The sequence below is a fragment of the Mucilaginibacter sp. GW822-FHT03E02 genome (assembly GCF_058801545.1).
In genome coordinates this window covers 5,778,494-5,794,767 of sequence record NZ_JBXANJ010000001.1, presented here as the reverse complement: position 1 = coordinate 5,794,767, position 16,274 = coordinate 5,778,494, and the positions used below count along the sequence as shown (strand labels likewise).

14 protein-coding genes are annotated in these 16,274 nt (G+C 41.7%); 8 read left to right on the top strand and 6 right to left on the bottom strand.

Going from position 1 to position 16,274, the window contains the following annotated elements; all coding sequences use genetic code 11:
* The first annotated feature begins 198 nt into the window (after nt 1-198).
* Genes dnaE through AC1RM2_RS24055 form a run of 3 tightly spaced genes read left to right on the top strand, consistent with a single transcriptional unit; the run spans nt 199 to nt 4,377 of the window.
* Complete coding sequence (dnaE, locus tag AC1RM2_RS24065) at nt 199-3,783, top strand: DNA polymerase III subunit alpha (protein WP_492987661.1); 3,585 nt, start codon at nt 199-201, stop codon at nt 3,781-3,783.
* A 58-nt stretch (nt 3,784-3,841) separates the two neighbouring features.
* Complete coding sequence (locus tag AC1RM2_RS24060; RefSeq protein WP_492987660.1) at nt 3,842-4,078, top strand: addiction module protein; 237 nt, start codon at nt 3,842-3,844, stop codon at nt 4,076-4,078.
* Between the two features lie 20 nt (nt 4,079-4,098).
* The gene (locus tag AC1RM2_RS24055; protein ID WP_492987659.1) at nt 4,099-4,377 is read left to right on the top strand and encodes a type II toxin-antitoxin system RelE/ParE family toxin; all 279 of its coding nucleotides are present in this window, start codon (nt 4,099-4,101) and stop codon (nt 4,375-4,377) included.
* On the opposite strand, the gene AC1RM2_RS24050 is transcribed toward AC1RM2_RS24055, so the two are convergent.
* The gene (locus AC1RM2_RS24050; RefSeq protein WP_492987658.1) at nt 4,378-4,704 is read right to left on the bottom strand and encodes a hypothetical protein; all 327 of its coding nucleotides are present in this window, start codon (nt 4,702-4,704) and stop codon (nt 4,378-4,380) included. It abuts the gene before it with no gap.
* Nucleotides 4,705-4,890: 186 nt separating this feature from the next.
* On the opposite strand from AC1RM2_RS24050, the gene trxA reads away from it, so the two are divergent.
* Both trxA and AC1RM2_RS24040 read left to right on the top strand, forming a co-directional pair.
* Complete coding sequence (trxA, locus tag AC1RM2_RS24045; RefSeq protein ID WP_492987657.1) at nt 4,891-5,211, top strand: thioredoxin; 321 nt, start codon at nt 4,891-4,893, stop codon at nt 5,209-5,211.
* Between the two features lie 107 nt (nt 5,212-5,318).
* Complete coding sequence (locus tag AC1RM2_RS24040) at nt 5,319-6,239, top strand: DUF58 domain-containing protein (RefSeq protein ID WP_492987656.1); 921 nt, start codon at nt 5,319-5,321, stop codon at nt 6,237-6,239.
* Here the strand turns inward: AC1RM2_RS24040 and AC1RM2_RS24035 are convergent, their stop codons facing one another.
* Both AC1RM2_RS24035 and AC1RM2_RS24030 read right to left on the bottom strand, forming a co-directional pair.
* Entirely contained in the window at nt 6,240-7,580 is a 1,341-nt protein-coding gene (locus AC1RM2_RS24035) for a sensor histidine kinase (RefSeq protein WP_492987655.1), read from the bottom strand.
* A gap of 3 nt (nt 7,581-7,583) precedes the next feature.
* Nucleotides 7,584-8,261: a response regulator transcription factor gene (locus tag AC1RM2_RS24030; RefSeq protein ID WP_492987654.1), complete on the bottom strand. Its 678-nt coding sequence runs from the start codon at nt 8,259-8,261 to the stop codon at nt 7,584-7,586.
* A gap of 181 nt (nt 8,262-8,442) precedes the next feature.
* On the opposite strand from AC1RM2_RS24030, the gene AC1RM2_RS24025 reads away from it, so the two are divergent.
* Nucleotides 8,443-9,912 carry a glycoside hydrolase family 130 protein gene (locus tag AC1RM2_RS24025; protein WP_492987653.1) on the top strand — a complete coding sequence of 490 codons (1,470 nt, stop codon included), beginning with the start codon at nt 8,443-8,445 and terminating at the stop codon, nt 9,910-9,912.
* 61 nt (nt 9,913-9,973) lie between these two features.
* Nucleotides 9,974-10,834: an alpha-1,2-fucosyltransferase gene (locus tag AC1RM2_RS24020; protein ID WP_492987652.1), complete on the top strand. Its 861-nt coding sequence runs from the start codon at nt 9,974-9,976 to the stop codon at nt 10,832-10,834.
* Nucleotides 10,835-10,844: 10 nt separating this feature from the next.
* On the opposite strand, the gene AC1RM2_RS24015 is transcribed toward AC1RM2_RS24020, so the two are convergent.
* A complete protein-coding gene (locus tag AC1RM2_RS24015; protein WP_492987651.1) occupies nt 10,845-11,744 on the bottom strand; it encodes a hypothetical protein in 900 nt (299 codons plus the stop codon).
* A 406-nt stretch (nt 11,745-12,150) separates the two neighbouring features.
* Here AC1RM2_RS24015 and AC1RM2_RS24010 point away from each other — a divergent pair, with 406 nt between their 5' ends.
* A complete protein-coding gene (locus AC1RM2_RS24010) occupies nt 12,151-12,552 on the top strand; it encodes a hypothetical protein (protein ID WP_492987650.1) in 402 nt (133 codons plus the stop codon).
* An 85-nt stretch (nt 12,553-12,637) separates the two neighbouring features.
* Here the strand turns inward: AC1RM2_RS24010 and AC1RM2_RS24005 are convergent, their stop codons facing one another.
* Nucleotides 12,638-13,645 carry a glycosyltransferase family 4 protein gene (locus tag AC1RM2_RS24005; protein WP_492987648.1) on the bottom strand — a complete coding sequence of 336 codons (1,008 nt, stop codon included), beginning with the start codon at nt 13,643-13,645 and terminating at the stop codon, nt 12,638-12,640.
* A complete protein-coding gene (locus tag AC1RM2_RS24000; RefSeq protein WP_492987647.1) occupies nt 13,646-15,922 on the bottom strand; it encodes a glycosyltransferase family 4 protein in 2,277 nt (758 codons plus the stop codon).
* Between the last annotated feature and the right edge of the window lie 352 nt (nt 15,923-16,274).

Genomic DNA, 16,274 nt, shown 5'->3' with positions numbered 1-16,274 from the left:
CGCTTAATATAGTCAAATAATGTGCTAAAGTACCAGCCCCCTCTAAATCTCCCCCGGTAGGGGAGACTTTAATAAATCGTTTCATTAGCCCTCCCTTCCGGGGAGGGTTGGGAGGGGCTCTTTTTTCAACACTCAACCCTGCGAACTTGTTTTTTAATAACTTTGTATTTCTACAGATTTTGTTGAAACGGATTTACTATGCCAGATTTTTCTCACTTACACGTTCATACCCAGTTCTCGTTGCTTGATGGTGCTGCCGACATCTCTAAACTGTACAAAAAGGCCGCAGCTGATGGGATGAAAGCCCTGGCCATTACCGATCATGGTAACATGTTTGGTGTATTTAAATTTGTGGCCGAAGCTGGTAAACACAATGTAAAACCCATTGTAGGCTGCGAGTTTTATGTGGTGGAAGACAGGCATAAAAAAACCTTTACCAAAGAGAAAAAAGACATTCGCCGCCACCAGCTAATGCTGGCCAAAAATCCCGAAGGCTATAAAAACCTGGTTAAACTATGTTCATACGGTTATATGGAAGGCCTGTATAGCAAATGGCCCCGTATTGATAAAGAGCTGATTTTAAAACATCATAAAGGCATCATCGCCACTACTTGTTGCATAGGCGCATCGGTACCCCAGGCTATATTAAGGGATACTCCCGAAGCCGCCGAAGCCGAATTTAAATGGTGGCTTGATTTGTTTGGCGAAGATTTTTATATAGAACTGCAACGACATGACATTCCCGATCAAAATATAGTAAACAAAGTGTTGCTGGAGTACGCCAAAAAGTATAATGTAAAGGTAATTTGCTCCAACGATTCGCATTATGTAGATCAGCAGGACTCTAACGCGCATGATATTTTACTTTGCGTAAATACCGGGGATATGCAAAGTACCCCGATAGCAACCGACGAAGAAGGTGGCCGCGGCTATAGGTTTGGCTTCCCTAACGACCAGTTTTATTTTAAAACCCAGCAGGAAATGAGCCACCTGTTTAAAGATCTGCCCGAATCATTGGATAACACCAACGAGATTGTGGACAAGGTGGAGGTTTTAAAGCTTAAACGGGATATCCTGTTACCCAATTACGTAATACCCGAAGAGTTTAAAATTCACAATACCGGGGATGCTGATACGCTGAACCAATGGGAGTACCTGAAGCACCTTACCTTTATGGGTGCCAAGGAACGTTACATAGATATATCGCCCGAAACTGAGGAGCGCATTAACTTTGAGTTGTTCACCATCAGGACGATGGGTTTTGCAGGCTACTTTTTAATTGTGGCCGACTTTATAAAAGCAGGCCGGGATATGGGCGTATTTATAGGCCCGGGCCGTGGTTCGGCAGCCGGATCGGTGGTAGCTTACTGTACCGGGATCACCAACATCGACCCGATGAAGTACAACCTCCTGTTTGAAAGGTTCCTGAATCCCGACCGTAAATCGATGCCCGATATTGATACGGACTTTGACGATGCCGGCCGCCAAAAGGTTATTGATTACGTGGTAGATAAGTATGGTAAAAACCAGGTGGCACAGATCATCACTTATGGTTCGATGGCGGCCCGTACCAGTATCCAGGATGTGGGCCGCGTATTGGATATGCCGCTATCCGAGATGAACTTAATTAAAAAGCTGGTACCCGATACCCTGGGCATTACCCTTAAAGATGCCATTGAACAGGTACCCGAGCTTAAAGAAATATTAAATGGTAACGACCTGCGCAGCCAGGTGCTGCGCGAAGCTGCCAAGCTGGAAGGCTCGGTGCGTAATACCGGCGTACACGCGGCGGGTATCATCATCGCCCCCTATGATTTAACTGATATTGTACCCGTTGCCGTTGCCAAAGACTCCGACCTGCTGGTTACCCAATACGATGGCCGTGTAATTGAAGATGCGGGTGTAATTAAGATGGACTTTTTGGGCCTGAAAACCCTGACCATTATTAAAGATGCGCTACGGATGATCAGGCAAAATCATGGGGTACACATCGACATTGATTATATACCGCTTGATGATTTGCAAACTTACGAGCTTTACCAGCGTGGCGATACCAATGGTACTTTCCAGTTTGAAAGTGATGGTATGCAAATGTACCTGCGCGAGCTTAAGCCCGATAAGTTTGAGGATTTAATTGCCATGAACGCCCTGTACCGGCCAGGCCCGATTGAGTACATCCCCAACTTTATTTCCCGTAAACACGGCCGCGAACCTATCGTGTTCGATTTACCCGACATGGAGGAATACCTGGGCGAAACCTATGGTATTACCGTATACCAGGAGCAGGTGATGCTTTTATCGCAAAAACTGGCCGGCTTTAGTAAAGGCGATGCCGATGTTTTGCGTAAAGCGATGGGTAAAAAGCAAATTGAGGTACTTAATAAGATGGAAGCCCAGTTTATGGATGGTGCCATGGCCAAAGGCCACCCCAAAGATAAACTGACCAAAATATGGACCGACTGGAAGGCTTTTGCGCAGTACGCCTTCAATAAATCGCACTCTACCTGTTATGCTTTCGTAGCCTATCAAACAGCTTATTTAAAAGCGCATTATCCTTCTGAGTACATGGCAGCGGTTTTAAACAACCAGAACAACATGGAAAAGATCACCTTTTTTATGGAGGAGTGCCGCCGGATGGGTGTAGAGGTTTTAGGCCCGGATATCAACGAGTCGGACATGGCATTTGCGGTAAACCGTAAAGGACAGGTGCGTTTTGGGTTAACCGGTGTTAAGGGTGTGGGTGATAAAGCGGTTGAAAGTATTATTGAGGAACGGGTTGCCAAAGGCCCTTACGTATCTGTTTATGATTTTGCACGCCGGTCGAACACCCGCAGTGTAAACCGCAAATCATACGAGAACCTGGTTTACGGCGGCGCGTTTGACGAGTTTGGCTATAACCGTGCTCAATTTTTTGCTAAAACAGATGTTGGCGTATTAACAGGTATTGAACGCCTTACCAAATATGCCAACGATTACCAGAATGTACAAAGCAGCTCACAATCTTCGCTATTTGGTGGCTCGGTAGCATCATACGTTCCTGAACCGGCCATGCCCGAGGCTGAAGAGTGGCCGCTGATAGAGAAACTGAAATACGAAAAAACGGTGATCGGCATTTACCTTACCGGCCACCCGCTGGATAACTATAAGGTAGAACTGGACCGCTTTTGCAACAGCACCATCAGCGATTTGAAACTGATGCAAAAAGCACGCTCGGGCGAAGGTGGCGAAGAGATCATGGGTGCCTTTAACGAATTACGTAAACGCGGCGAAATCCGGATAGGCGGACTGGTAAGCAGCGTTCAGCATAAAATAACCAAAACCGGTAAGCCCTTTGGCACTTTCGTGTTGGAGGATTACAATGAATCGTACGAGTTTGCCTTGTTTGGCGATGATTATGTAAAATTCCGCAACATGATGATGGATGGTTATTTTTTACATATTAAAGGCACCATCGAAGAAAAATTCCGCCAGAAGGATAACTGGGACCTGCGCATCCTGGTGATGGATTTACTGTCCGAAATGCGCGATAAGCTCACCAAATCATTAACAGTTTGTATAGATGTGAGCATGCTCAGCAGTAAATTACTTGACGATATACAACACATCATCGACGAGAATAACCAAAAATACCCGGTAAAAAACTGCAAACTGCGCTTCAAGATCAACAACCGCGAAGAGGCCATGCATGTGGAGCTATCATCCAAAAACTTTAAAGTAAACCCGAGCGATGATTTGATTGAAGGGATATTTAACATTACGAATACGCAGCCTTTGTTGGGGTAGGGGCACTTGGAATACTTAAATTAATAAGTTAAATTTGATTGACAACATAATCATTATTATGGAAACAGAAGTAATCAGAGAAAGACTACAAGAGTACATTCGCTTCGCTGAAGATAAAAAAGTGAGGGCAATATATACTATGGTGGAAAGTGAGATTAAGGTGGATATTGATCTGTGGGAAGACGAAGACTTTTTGAATGAGATAAATGCTCGTGTAGATGACTATGAAAGTGGCAAGGTACAGGGTATATCTTGGGAAGAAGTTAAGAAGCAGGCGAGAAATCACCGATCATAGTAGAATACGATATTGAATATTTGCCTAAAGCGCAAGTTGAATATCTTGAAGCCTATTTGTGGTACGAAGAGCAACTACCTGGATTGGGAAACCGCTTTGAGAAAGCCATTGAAAGAAAACTAAACCGTATTAGCAAACATCCACTTTTATATCCCAACAAAAATAAAAACTTACGGGAGTCTACAATAGATGATTTTCCGTACTTAATAATTTATAAAGTATACCCTCAAAAAGGCATGATTTTTGTTTTTTCTATTTTTCATACAAGCAGACGACCCGGAAAAAAATACCGGGAGTAATCAATTACCAGGTAAATAATTTTTTATTCTTCGCTTCCGTTGGAGAAACACTATATAACAAACTATAGCAATCAGCGGTGCTGATGTAATCTGCAAAACGAAGCCACCCATAAAAATAGCAAACTCAGGCATTCCGCAACGGGGCATCGGCGTTGTTTGCTGCGGCACAGGTAATGTTGTCATCGCCAAAAATGAGCATACCAACCCTAAAATGAATGCTGTCATCATTATGCCGCCAATAGGCATGCGTGTCCCGCCTTTTATCCTCAATATATTAAACACAATTTGAATTACAGGAGCCAAAAAATATAGAACAATAATTATCATGGCTTTTATACTTATACTTTTAATACCCCCAAGCTATTAAAAGTAACCCCTTGTTAAAAACTTACAGTCACGCCAGGGTTACGTGGATAACTTATATCAATATAATTGTCACATTGTCAGGTGTGGTTTGTGGCAAGCTATTTGAATAGTATATATTTGTACAACAAAATTTAAAAAATAGAAATCATGGCTTTAGAAATAACTGATGCAAACTTTGACGAACTTGTCCTTAAATCTGACAAACCCGTACTACTTGACTTTTGGGCAGAATGGTGTGGTCCGTGTAGAATGGTTGGTCCGGTAGTTGAAGATATTGCAAAAGAATACGAAGGCAGAGCTATTGTTGGTAAAGTTGATGTCGATAACAACCCAGGTATATCTGTAAAATTCGGCATCCGTAATATCCCTGCTTTATTGTTCTTCAAAAATGGCGAAATCGTAGATAAACAAATTGGTGCAGTTCCAAAATCAGTATTAACTGATAAATTAGCTAAGCAATTAGTTTAATCCTTACAGGCATAAATTAAGTTTATCAATAACTTAATCCACCATATTTTACTTTAAAAAGCGTTGCTAATGTTGGCAACGCTTTTTTTATGCCCTATATTAGCCCTATGCCCAAATTAAACGACGATCAGCAAATACGGCAGTTAGCCAACCTCGAACTGTTGGCCAGGCAGGTAGTTGAAGGTTTTATAACCGGCCTGCATCAAAGCCCTTTCCATGGCTTTTCGGTGGAGTTTGCCGAGCATCGCTTATACAATAACGGCGAATCGGTGAAAAATATCGACTGGAAGCTGCTGGCCCGTACCGATAAATTGTTTGTAAAACAATTTGAGGAAGAAACCAACCTGCGCTGCTACCTGCTGCTGGATACATCGTCGTCCATGAATTTTCCTGAAAAAGGGACCAGCAAGCTCCAGTTTTCTGTATACGCTATTGCATCATTAATGCATTTGTTTAAAAAACAAAGGGATGCATTTGGGCTCTGCCTTTTTTCGGACAAGGTAGATTGGCTGAGTTCGGCAAAATCAACAACAACCCACCTGTTTCATTTATACGCCGAGCTGGAGAAGGCATATAATAATCCTAAAACTAATACAGTTACCAATATAACACAGGTATTGCACCATGTAGCTAACGAGATCCATCAGCGTTCTATGGTGATCATTTTTAGCGATATGCTGGAGAATAGCCTTAACCCCGATAAGGTGCAAGCCTTGTTTGCGGCAGTTCAACACCTCAAGTTCAGCAAGCACGAAGTAATTATCTTTAACGTTAGCGATAAGCAAAAAGAAATCGACTTTAATTTTGATAACCGCCCCCATCATTTTATCGATATAGAAAGCGGTGCCGAAATAAAGGTGCACCCTGGCAAAGTACGGGATGCCTACAAAGCATCCTTAACCGAATACCGGCATCAACTCGAACTTAAATGTGCCCAATACCATATTGATTTGGTTGATGTAGATATTAATGAAGGTTACCATGATGTGCTAAAAACTTATCTTACCAAAAGAAATAAAATGGTGTAGTTAATTGGCTATTAAATTTGGATTAGGCACGTTAAAGACAAGCGTAACCGTAGTCCCCTCCCCTTTTACCGAATTTATTTGAACCTTGATATCATGAAAAGTGGTAATACTTTTAACGATGGCCAGGCCTAAGCCGTAACTTTCTTTTTCATCCGTATCCAGCTTTTCAAAACGGTTGAAGGCATTTTCAATTTGCTTTTTGTCCATCCCTGTCCCGGTATCAGAAATGATGATTTTGTAGATACCATCTTTAAGCTCATCGCTAATAATTATTAACCCGCCTGCATTATTATACTTGATGGCGTTATTAATCAAATTAAACAATAAAGTGTGCATCAGGGGCCGGTTGCCCGTTATAGTATATATATATTTCAGGTTGTTTGAAAAAGTTAACTGCCGCTCTTCTATCCTGTCTTCCAATTCTTCCTGAATTTCCATCACTACAGCCGCAATCATTACCATATCTGCCTTATCGTACTGGTTGTTTTCAACTTTCGATATTAGCAACAAACTATTAATAATCGACTTTAGCCGGTTAAGCGTTTTTAACGATGCATGCATCTTGTTTTCGCTACCCTCGCTTAGCTCCTCGTGCAGTAAAATATTCTCGAGCCTTGAGCTGATGATTGATATGGGGGTAAGCAATTCGTGCGATACGTTGGCAATAAACTGTTTTTCGAGGATAAACAGGTTCGATATTTTCTTCATGAGCGAACTGATACTATCGTCCAAAAGCTCAAAATCCTGTGTAGTGGTTTTTATTTTTTGGTAATCAAAGTTCATCGGATCGTTCACTTTGATCAGCTTACGATCGATAATCTGGTAAAACGGGGCCAGCAGAAATTTGGTAAAAACCAAATCGCTTATCAGCGTTAGTACCAGGGCTATCACCAAAACCACAATAGTGAATTTTTTAATAATGGACTTTAATTCCTCAACCGATTCTATCGCCACGCCGATATGTAAAATATAGGTATGGCCATTAAAATTTAAACGGTGTGTTAAAATACGGTAGGTTTGGGTGTACTTATCAAAATCGCGGGTTTCGGTAGTAAATTTAACTTCCTTGGTTTCTTCCGGGTTGTATTTTGTTTGGGCAATCGTAATAAACTCCTCCTTCAAAATATTATAGTCGGTATAGGCCTTTTTATCACCTAAAATATTACTGATTTCGCTCGAAGAAAGGTTTTTAAGCGTTTGTTCCTTATCATTTTCAAGCCTTAGCTCAATGTGGTTATAGGAAATTGTTTCTATCGAAAGCAGGATAAGCAGCCCCGTAAAAAGGATGATAGCTACTTTGGTTAAAGTATTATAAAGTGCCAGCTTTACCTGCAGTTTCATTGTTTAAATGTTAATACGGTAACCTATGCTGCGTACCGTTTCAAACCAATCAATAGGTATGTATTGCGATAGTTTTTTGCGCAGGTTTTTTACGTGCACATCTACAAAGTTCGAGTCGCTGTTTATTTCCAAAACATCGCCCCAAACGTGTTCGGTAAGGTTGGTGCGCGATATTACGCGGTTTTTATTAAGCACCAGGTAGTTAAAAATTTCAAACTCCTTTTTAGTAAGGTTTATCCGTTCGTCGTTAAACAACACCGTACGGTTTTGGATATTTACTTTAAGGCCTTTTATGTTAATGTCATTACTCTCCAGCCTGTGTTTACGGCGGGTAATGGCGTGCATCCGGGCCAGCAATTCGTTCAACGAAAATGGCTTGGCCAGATAATCATCCGCGCCCTGCTCAAGGCCCGATACCCTGTCGTCAACAGCCCCGCGGGCGGTCAGGATAATAACGGCATCATCACGTTTATCAAGCCCCTTCAGCATTTTTAACAGGTCGAACCCATCGCCATCGGGCAATCCGAGATCAAGCAGGATAAAATCATAATTATTAACAAAAATCTTTTCCTCTGCCGATCTTTTAGTTCGCGCATGCTCAACAGTAAATCCTTCGTGACTTAAAAATTCATCAACCTCAAGGGCTAAGCCCTTTTCGTCTTCAACAATCAAAACATTCATAAGTGTGCAAGTTACAAGATTTTAGAATCAAGAGCCAAGAATCAAGAATCAAGACAAAAAATTTACATTCAGATCTATTGATAGAAAATTGTTTAATTCCTGACTCTTGATACTTTCTAAAATTAGCTAAATCAATTTCTACTTAACGCTGTTACAAAATAAACGCTACTATTGTATACATATGAGACTTTCCATTGAACGAAAACCAATAAGAGTTAATCCCGATCCTAAACGCGTTATTGCCAGATTTTTTTTTAATGGGAACGATCGTGCAAAAGAAGTAATTGAGCGCGTTATGCAAATAAGCGAGGAGGTAGCCTTTGGCATTGTATCGCCGTTATTGCAGGAGTACTCCAAACGGCACCGTAATATAACCCGGGTTTTAAACCGGCATTGCAGTAAATTGAAGCCGCTTTTTTTGGAGCTAAATATCGATTATGATACCTTAACCATTAACCGCAAGCTACTTATAGGCTCTTACTTTACCCACGAATACTCCATTGAATCGGCTGCTTTTTTTAATCCTTCTATTGTGGAGGATCCGGACCAAACCGAATTGCAGGATGGGCAACGCAGAGTGATCATCAGTTTTAGGGCTGTGGGCGAGGGACACATTTCATCCATTACCTTTCGCAGGGGTTTAATAGATAAAGACAACAACATCACCATTTTGCCTGCCGGCAACTACATTGATGAAGCCGAAATTGTAAGGAACGCGGTATACAATAAAAAGCTATTTTTTGACAAAGCCGCCATTACGCAGATCAATATCGATATTTTACACGAACTGGAATCCAAGCTGGATCATCATTTTGAATACGCCAACCTGCGCCGCATTATTATCGATTCGCAAAAATTGCAGGAAAGCGATATGATGAAACTGGAGTACGACAAGGTATTGTGGCTGGCCGATTCGTACTACGAAATAGTTTTTTCGCTGGATACCGATATTTCCGATAGGGTAATATTCCCTATATCGGAGTATGAGCGCAAAGGTATTGAGGATGCCCGTTTTGTACAGTTCAGAAACGAGGACGATACCTCTGTCTATTATGCAACATACACCGCATATGATGGCGCGCTTATTATGCCCAAACTGTTGCAAACCACCGATTTTTATAATTTTAAAATAATGCCATTATACGGCGCGGGCGCCCAAAATAAAAACCTGGCGTTGTTTCCGCGCAAGGTAAATGGCAAGTTTGTAATGATTTCGCGTATTGACGGCTGTAATAATTACATCATGTATGCCGATAAGATTAACATATGGGAAAAGCCAATTATGCTGCAACAGCCCCGGTTTAGCTGGGAGTTTGTGCAGATAGGCAACTGCGGATCGCCTATTGAAACCAAAGATGGCTGGCTGATGATAACCCACGGTGTAGGCCCTATGCGCCGCTATGTGTTAGGTGCAAGTTTATTAAAACTGGATGACCCTGCCATTGAAATAGGCCGCCTGCGCGAGCCTTTGCTTATCCCTAACAGCGATGAGCGCGAAGGTTATGTACCTAATGTGCTATATTCATGCGGGGCAATAGTTCATAACGAAAAGCTGATTATCCCTTACGGTGTATCCGATTCATCAACAGCCTTTGCAGAAGTTGGCTTGCAGGAGTTATTAGATAAATTGAAGAACGATCAAAGCGAATAAAGCTGCTTTTGTTATCAGCTTAAATAATATTAATTTAACCACTTAAATAAAGCGCTGTTAAGTGGTTATTATTAAACGGATAAATGGCCAGCTGGCCAACAGGTTGCACTTTTTGTCATACTTTATAGCCAACAGCAAGGCTTACAACTATTCATTGCTTGTAACCTGTTTCCCGGAGTATCATGACTTGTTTACGGCTGTCGGCGACGATGTGCTCAAGGTAACTTTTACAAAGCCGGGGATAAAGCAAAAAGCTCTAAACAAAATTCTAAATAACCTTCATACGCTCGCTTCAAAATTCAGGATTAAACTGCCGGGTATCATCTTTCATTCAATCGCCGAAAACGATCTGAAGCTTTCGCAATACGATATCAACAGTCCCGAATTTGTTAAATTGGCACAGCACCAGGTTGTGATACCCGAAGGCTGGGTTTACCGCGATTACGTTAATTTTAAAAAATACCTACCGCAAATTAAAAACCTATTTTCGCCCAAACAGGAATTCATGGATGCCATACAGCAGCAGGTTAGTCAGGCGCGGGATATGGGCGATATCCTGATTGGTGTGCACATCAGACGCGGCGATTATATTGATTTTAACCGCGGAAAATGGTTTTATAGCAATGATGTATATATTAACAAAATGCACGAAGCAGAACAGCTTTTTGCAGGGAAACAATGCGTGTTTATCATATGCTCGCAGGAAAAACTGGACGCTAATGAGTTTAGCGGTTTCAAAACCGTAATTGCCCAACGGCCAGCAATTGTCGACTTGTATTTACTTGCCGAATGTGACTATATTTTTGGCCCGCCAAGCACATTTACAGGCTGGGCATCGTTATACAACACCGTGCCTGCTTACTACATAGAGTCGGCCAACGAAAAGATAACGATCAATTCTTTTAAGGAGTTTTTTGATTAGCAATAAATACCTATCGCCAGCTGGCGCTGATTGTTTTAAGAGTAAACTTTTCAAAAATCCTGACAGCAATTTCTTTGTGATCTCCCTTTTCTGATTTACGTACGTAATTAGTTAAATTCAGGAGCTTTAGCTGCGATGTATTATTGTTACCGCTGATGTTCAGGTTGGCATACATCGTTTTTAAAACTATGGTATCCGCATCTTTTACCCGTTCATAATCAATAAGCATGGCTAACGTATCTCTTTTGTTTTTGATCAACGACGAACTGTAATAGAAAATATTGCTCCTGCGGTCAAAATCAACCCTTGCTGTGTCTTTGTAAAGCGCACTATAACTGTGTTTATTATTATCCTGAACGTATTTGTTAAACTCGTGAACGTAATTCAGTTGCAGTGCATTAATCCTGGAAACCAATTCACGTTTAGAAAAATCGAAAGTGTAAACTTTATTGATATCATTAAATCTGGTATCGGCGCCCGGCGGCCTGGTTGTTGCTATAAAGGATATTAAAGAACACACCACCAGCATATTTAAAATTACAGGTCTGATCTGATACGTTGCCGGTTTATTGAATTGATAAAAAGACAGCGGCAAAATAAGCAGCGCTACATAATCGGTATAATCAATTGTGCGGTGAATTGGCACGCCGACACCATTTAATGCATTGATAACAGGCTGCATTAAAGGCGATTTCCAAACTATAAAGAACAGTAATGTAAAAAAGTAAACCAGCTTTATTTTTCGCGAAAATAAAGCGCTCAATAAAAATGGGAACGCAAACAAACCGGCAAAATCAGAAAGCTTACCGGTTAAGCCGTTATGAAATGTTTGTTTTAAGTACCAATCGTTTACAATCAGTAACAAAACCGCGGCTATAAATACCGGGTTACTTAATTTATGCTTCTCCATTGCTGCAGGTTAATTAACAGCAAGTTATGAAAATAATCAATTCAGCAACCCGCCAAACTAACCAAGTTTATGAAACCCTGTAAGTCCCCTTACACCATCGCGCCGACATTTTATAACAGGCATGTTAAAACTGAATAAAATGACGCAAAAATCCTCCTGCGTTTCATTTTTTCGGCATGTAATAAACGACAACCCGTCCTAAATAATAAGCGTATTATTCTGCGCAGCACCCCTGCTTTCTGTTGCTCATATACAAAAATGGCCGCTGCAATTTAATGCAGCAGATTATTAAAAAGTTTTACAAAAAAAAGGGAATCTGGCATATCCATTGATATAAATAATTTAGTATATTTAATTGGTATAATGAACGTTACAAATTATTATATGATAAAAAACTTATAAAGCCATGGACCATTTCAGAGAAATAAAAAACAGCTTAACCTGGCACAATGAGGGCAAATTTGAAGTTGAGCTGATTAATGGTATTATTACCAAACTTAATTTTTGTGAGCCGGGCAAGGGCCCCGAAGATGTAGGCAAAAGCCTTACGTCAACCAACTATAAATATTTGCAGTCGGTTTATTCGTGCCTTGGCGATTTGTTTAATTTTATTGAGGAAGAAAACAAAAGGTTAGGCTATAGCTATGCCCGTGCAAACGAGGTTTTACCACAACAGCAGGAAGAAGTTATTGAGAACACTTACCCGCTGCTTGGCGAAACCAAAATAAGGCCGCTAAGTGATTATGCCAATCAGCCGGAACCAGGCAATTCTTCCCAGGAAAACGAATTGATAAGGGATGCCGGCTGATAGCTTCGGGCAAGAAGCTGATGCCTTTTAGGTGTTGTGTGGTGCTTAAAGTACCGCATAGGCTTCTTTATGTGATTACTTTCAGTTATCTATCCAGTATCTTCTTATATAGCTTTAAATAATCTTCAACCATTTTATCCCGCGAAAATTGCGAAGTTGCCCAGTTACAGCAATTAATTCTGTTAATTTCGGCTAACCTGCCCACAGCCTCAACAGCCTCATCAACATTATCAACCAAAAATCCGGTTTGGGCATCTTTAATCAATTCCGGCATCGATCCCTTGTTAAAGGCTATTACCGGCGTTCCGCAAAGCATGGCTTCAGCTACACTCATACCAAAGGGCTCATTAAAGCTGATGGGGTGCAGCAAGGCAGCAGCGTTGCCTAACAATTTTTTCCGCTCATCGGGTCCGGCATGGCCAATATATTTTATTTGATCTGATAAAAAAGGCTCAATCTTTTCACGGTAGTAATTTCCATCCTGAATAATACCTGCAATTAACAGCTTCCGTTTGCTTTTTTCGGCTATCTCAATGGCTTCGGCAGTTCCTTTATCAGGATGGATGCGGCCAAAGTACAAAAGGTAATCTTCCGGCTGTTTATAAAACTCAAAATCGCGGGTATCCAAACCATTATAAACCGTAGCCAGGTAATCCAGATCGGCGCTGCGATCTGAATTACTGATGGATACATAATACCCTATATCGTTATATTTTTTATAAACCGGGATAATTTTTTGCGACGAAAAGCCATGTATCGTAGTGATGACAGGAGTCTTAATCAAGCCTGAATAAGTGAGCGGCAAAAAATCGAAATTATTATGGATAATATCAAACTCAGCTGCTTTTTCCATCAGGTTGCTAATGTGCAGGCATTCCAACACTTTGGCATCCTGGCTTCGGTCTTCCTCGTAGCCGGTTGCGCAAACAGCTTCCAATTTACCGGCAGTTACCGAATCGCCGGTGGCAAACAGCGTTACATCAATACCCAACTTCACCAATCCCTCGGCAATGTTAGATGCAATTTGTTCCCACGGGCCGTAATGCCTTGGCGGTGTGCGCCAGGCCACGGGGGCTAAAACGGCTACCTTCATTTAGCAGATTTCCATTTTCTGGCCGTATTTATTGTATTCGTACTCCAGTTCAAAGGCTTTCAATACCGTCAAATGCGATATCAGGTACGCCAGCGTACTTTCGGCCCCCTGGTTACGGTTAATACCGCCGGGCAGCAAGCCGTCGCAGCAGCCCTTGGTTTCATGGTCATAAAGTGGGGCACGTAAAGTATTTTCGCCCAGGAACCACTTATAGCTCAAAAACATTTTCTCCACATATTGTGGCACCCTGAAAATCTGATAAGCCTGAAAATGCATCAGTACCATGGCCATGGTTTCAATGGCCTGCTGATCAAATATAGGGAAGGTACCGCCACGGTAATACCAGCCATCATTACCTACAGGGCTTAAGTAACCGTTTGATAAAGTCAGCTTATCTAAAAACGCCATCGAAGCCAGCGCAATCCGTTTGGCATTCTCGTTCCCGGTTATTTCGCAGGAGTGTAATAAAGCCAGCGGAAGTATCGCGTTATCATAGGTCATTTTCTCTTCAAACCATTGCCAGTCATCCGATTGCGTTTTTTCAAAAGCATCAATAAGGGGTTGGGTCAAATCGTTTAGTATTTTAATCATGCCATCATCTGTAGGTATGGCCTGCAGATAAAGGCTAATACCTATAATGGTATTGGCTATCCCCCTCAGGTGTTTTAAAGCAGCAAAATGTGGTACCGATTTGTGGAAGATCTCTAAGGCAAACTCCCGGTATGAGTTACTGGCCGCGCAGCCTATCAAATGGCCTAACGACCATATGGTACGGCCAAATGAATCTTCCGATCCAACTTCATCCAGGTAACGCCTGTCAAAACTCAAAAAGTTTCGGAAGTTACCATCATCTGTTTGCATATAGTGAATATAGCTGAGATAGATAGGCAGCAATTCAAAAGCCTCCTTGCTGCCGCTGCGCTGGTAAGCCATTAAGGCCATGATAAGTGCGCGGGCATTATCATCAAGGCAGTAACCCTCTTTCAAGTTAGGGATACCGTATTTGGCGTGTTGCACAATACCTGTATCATCGGTCAGCCTCAAAACGTGCGTGAGGCTAAATTTTGGCAATATCTCAGGATCAACAATGCTGTTTTTTAATATCTTATCACTAAAATCAAAACGGGCGGTTGCTTCCTGGGCCACCTTTATAAATTCGGCCCCAATTACCGGCCAGCGCAGGTGCAGCCCGTATTGGTAGGCATTTTCTTTCAGTTCCTGTAAAACCCTGTCCTGGTCAAGCAGCTCAATTACGGTATCGGCAAGTGCATCAGAATTTTTAAAGTCGAATAGCCTGCCCCGGCCATCGGCCAGCAACTCGGTAGCGTGCCAATAAGGGGTAGATACCACCGCAGCGCCCGCACCAACTGCATAAGATAAGGTGCCGCTGGTAATTTGTGCCTCGTTAAGGTAGGGGGTTACATAAATATCGCAGGCGGTAAGGTAATCTACCAGTTCCTCTTCAGATACAAATTTATTGATGAACGATAGATTTTTGGATACCCCCAACTGCGCAGCAAGCGATTTCAGGTGATCGCGATACTCCTCTCCCGAATTTTTTATAACGCCGGGATGGGTGTTACCCAGTACCACGTACATTACATCGGGGTGATTTCCGACAATTTTGGGTAAAGCCCTAACCACGGTTTCCAGCCCTTTATTACGGCTAATTAGCCCGAAAGTGAGCATTACCCTGTGATTTTTAAAAGAACTTAGCGCTTTAACCGGGTTTTCTTCCGGTGCTTCTACATCTGGCACCCCATGTTCTATAATCTGGATCTTATCTGCAGGAATCTCATAAATAGTGGTTAAAAACTCCACAGCACGCTGGCTCATCACGATGATCTTTGACGATTGTTCGGCAATCTCGCGGATGATGATGCGCTGCACATAGCTGGGGTCTTTTAATATGGTATGCAATATTGATATCAATGGTTTCTCCAGCCTGTTTATCAACGGTAATATATAAATACCACTCTCGCCACCGTAAATACCAAATTCGTGCTCCATAATGCAAACATCCGCCGCGCTGGTGTTGATATAGTTAGCAGCACGGATATAGTCTTTTTGATGGTTTTGACGGATAACGTATTTTACCTCCTCCGGGTATTCGTATTCGTGCACGTCTTCAGAGTCATTAAGCGCTACCACGAAGCCACCTTGCAGTAATGACTTCCTGTCGGGATAATTTGCGCTGATAGCGTGCATTAAATTGTGGTTAAATGTGGCTAAGCCGCACTCACGGGGAGGATAGGTTGATATATAGGCGATTTTCATAATTCGATAGCGGTATTTGAACTTGTAGTTGTATAAGTAAACAGCAATATAGGGCGGCTTGTTTAAACTGGTGACCATAAAAAAGTGCATTAGCGTGCTTATTTGCTCAAATAAAGGCCACTAACGCATGTTTTTTCATGATTATATTATGATGCATAAACCATACCAATTTAACTAAAACAAAATATTATGAGATATTATTCAATATTCGCTACACAAAAATCAGCAAACGTTGTGTAGGAATTACTTTATTAAATTTAATTATAAAGCAGCCCGGCGTCTGGCCTGCCTGTAAAAATACCTTAATCTAACCGGGCACTTTTTAATATGAATTCATATACCCTGATATGTA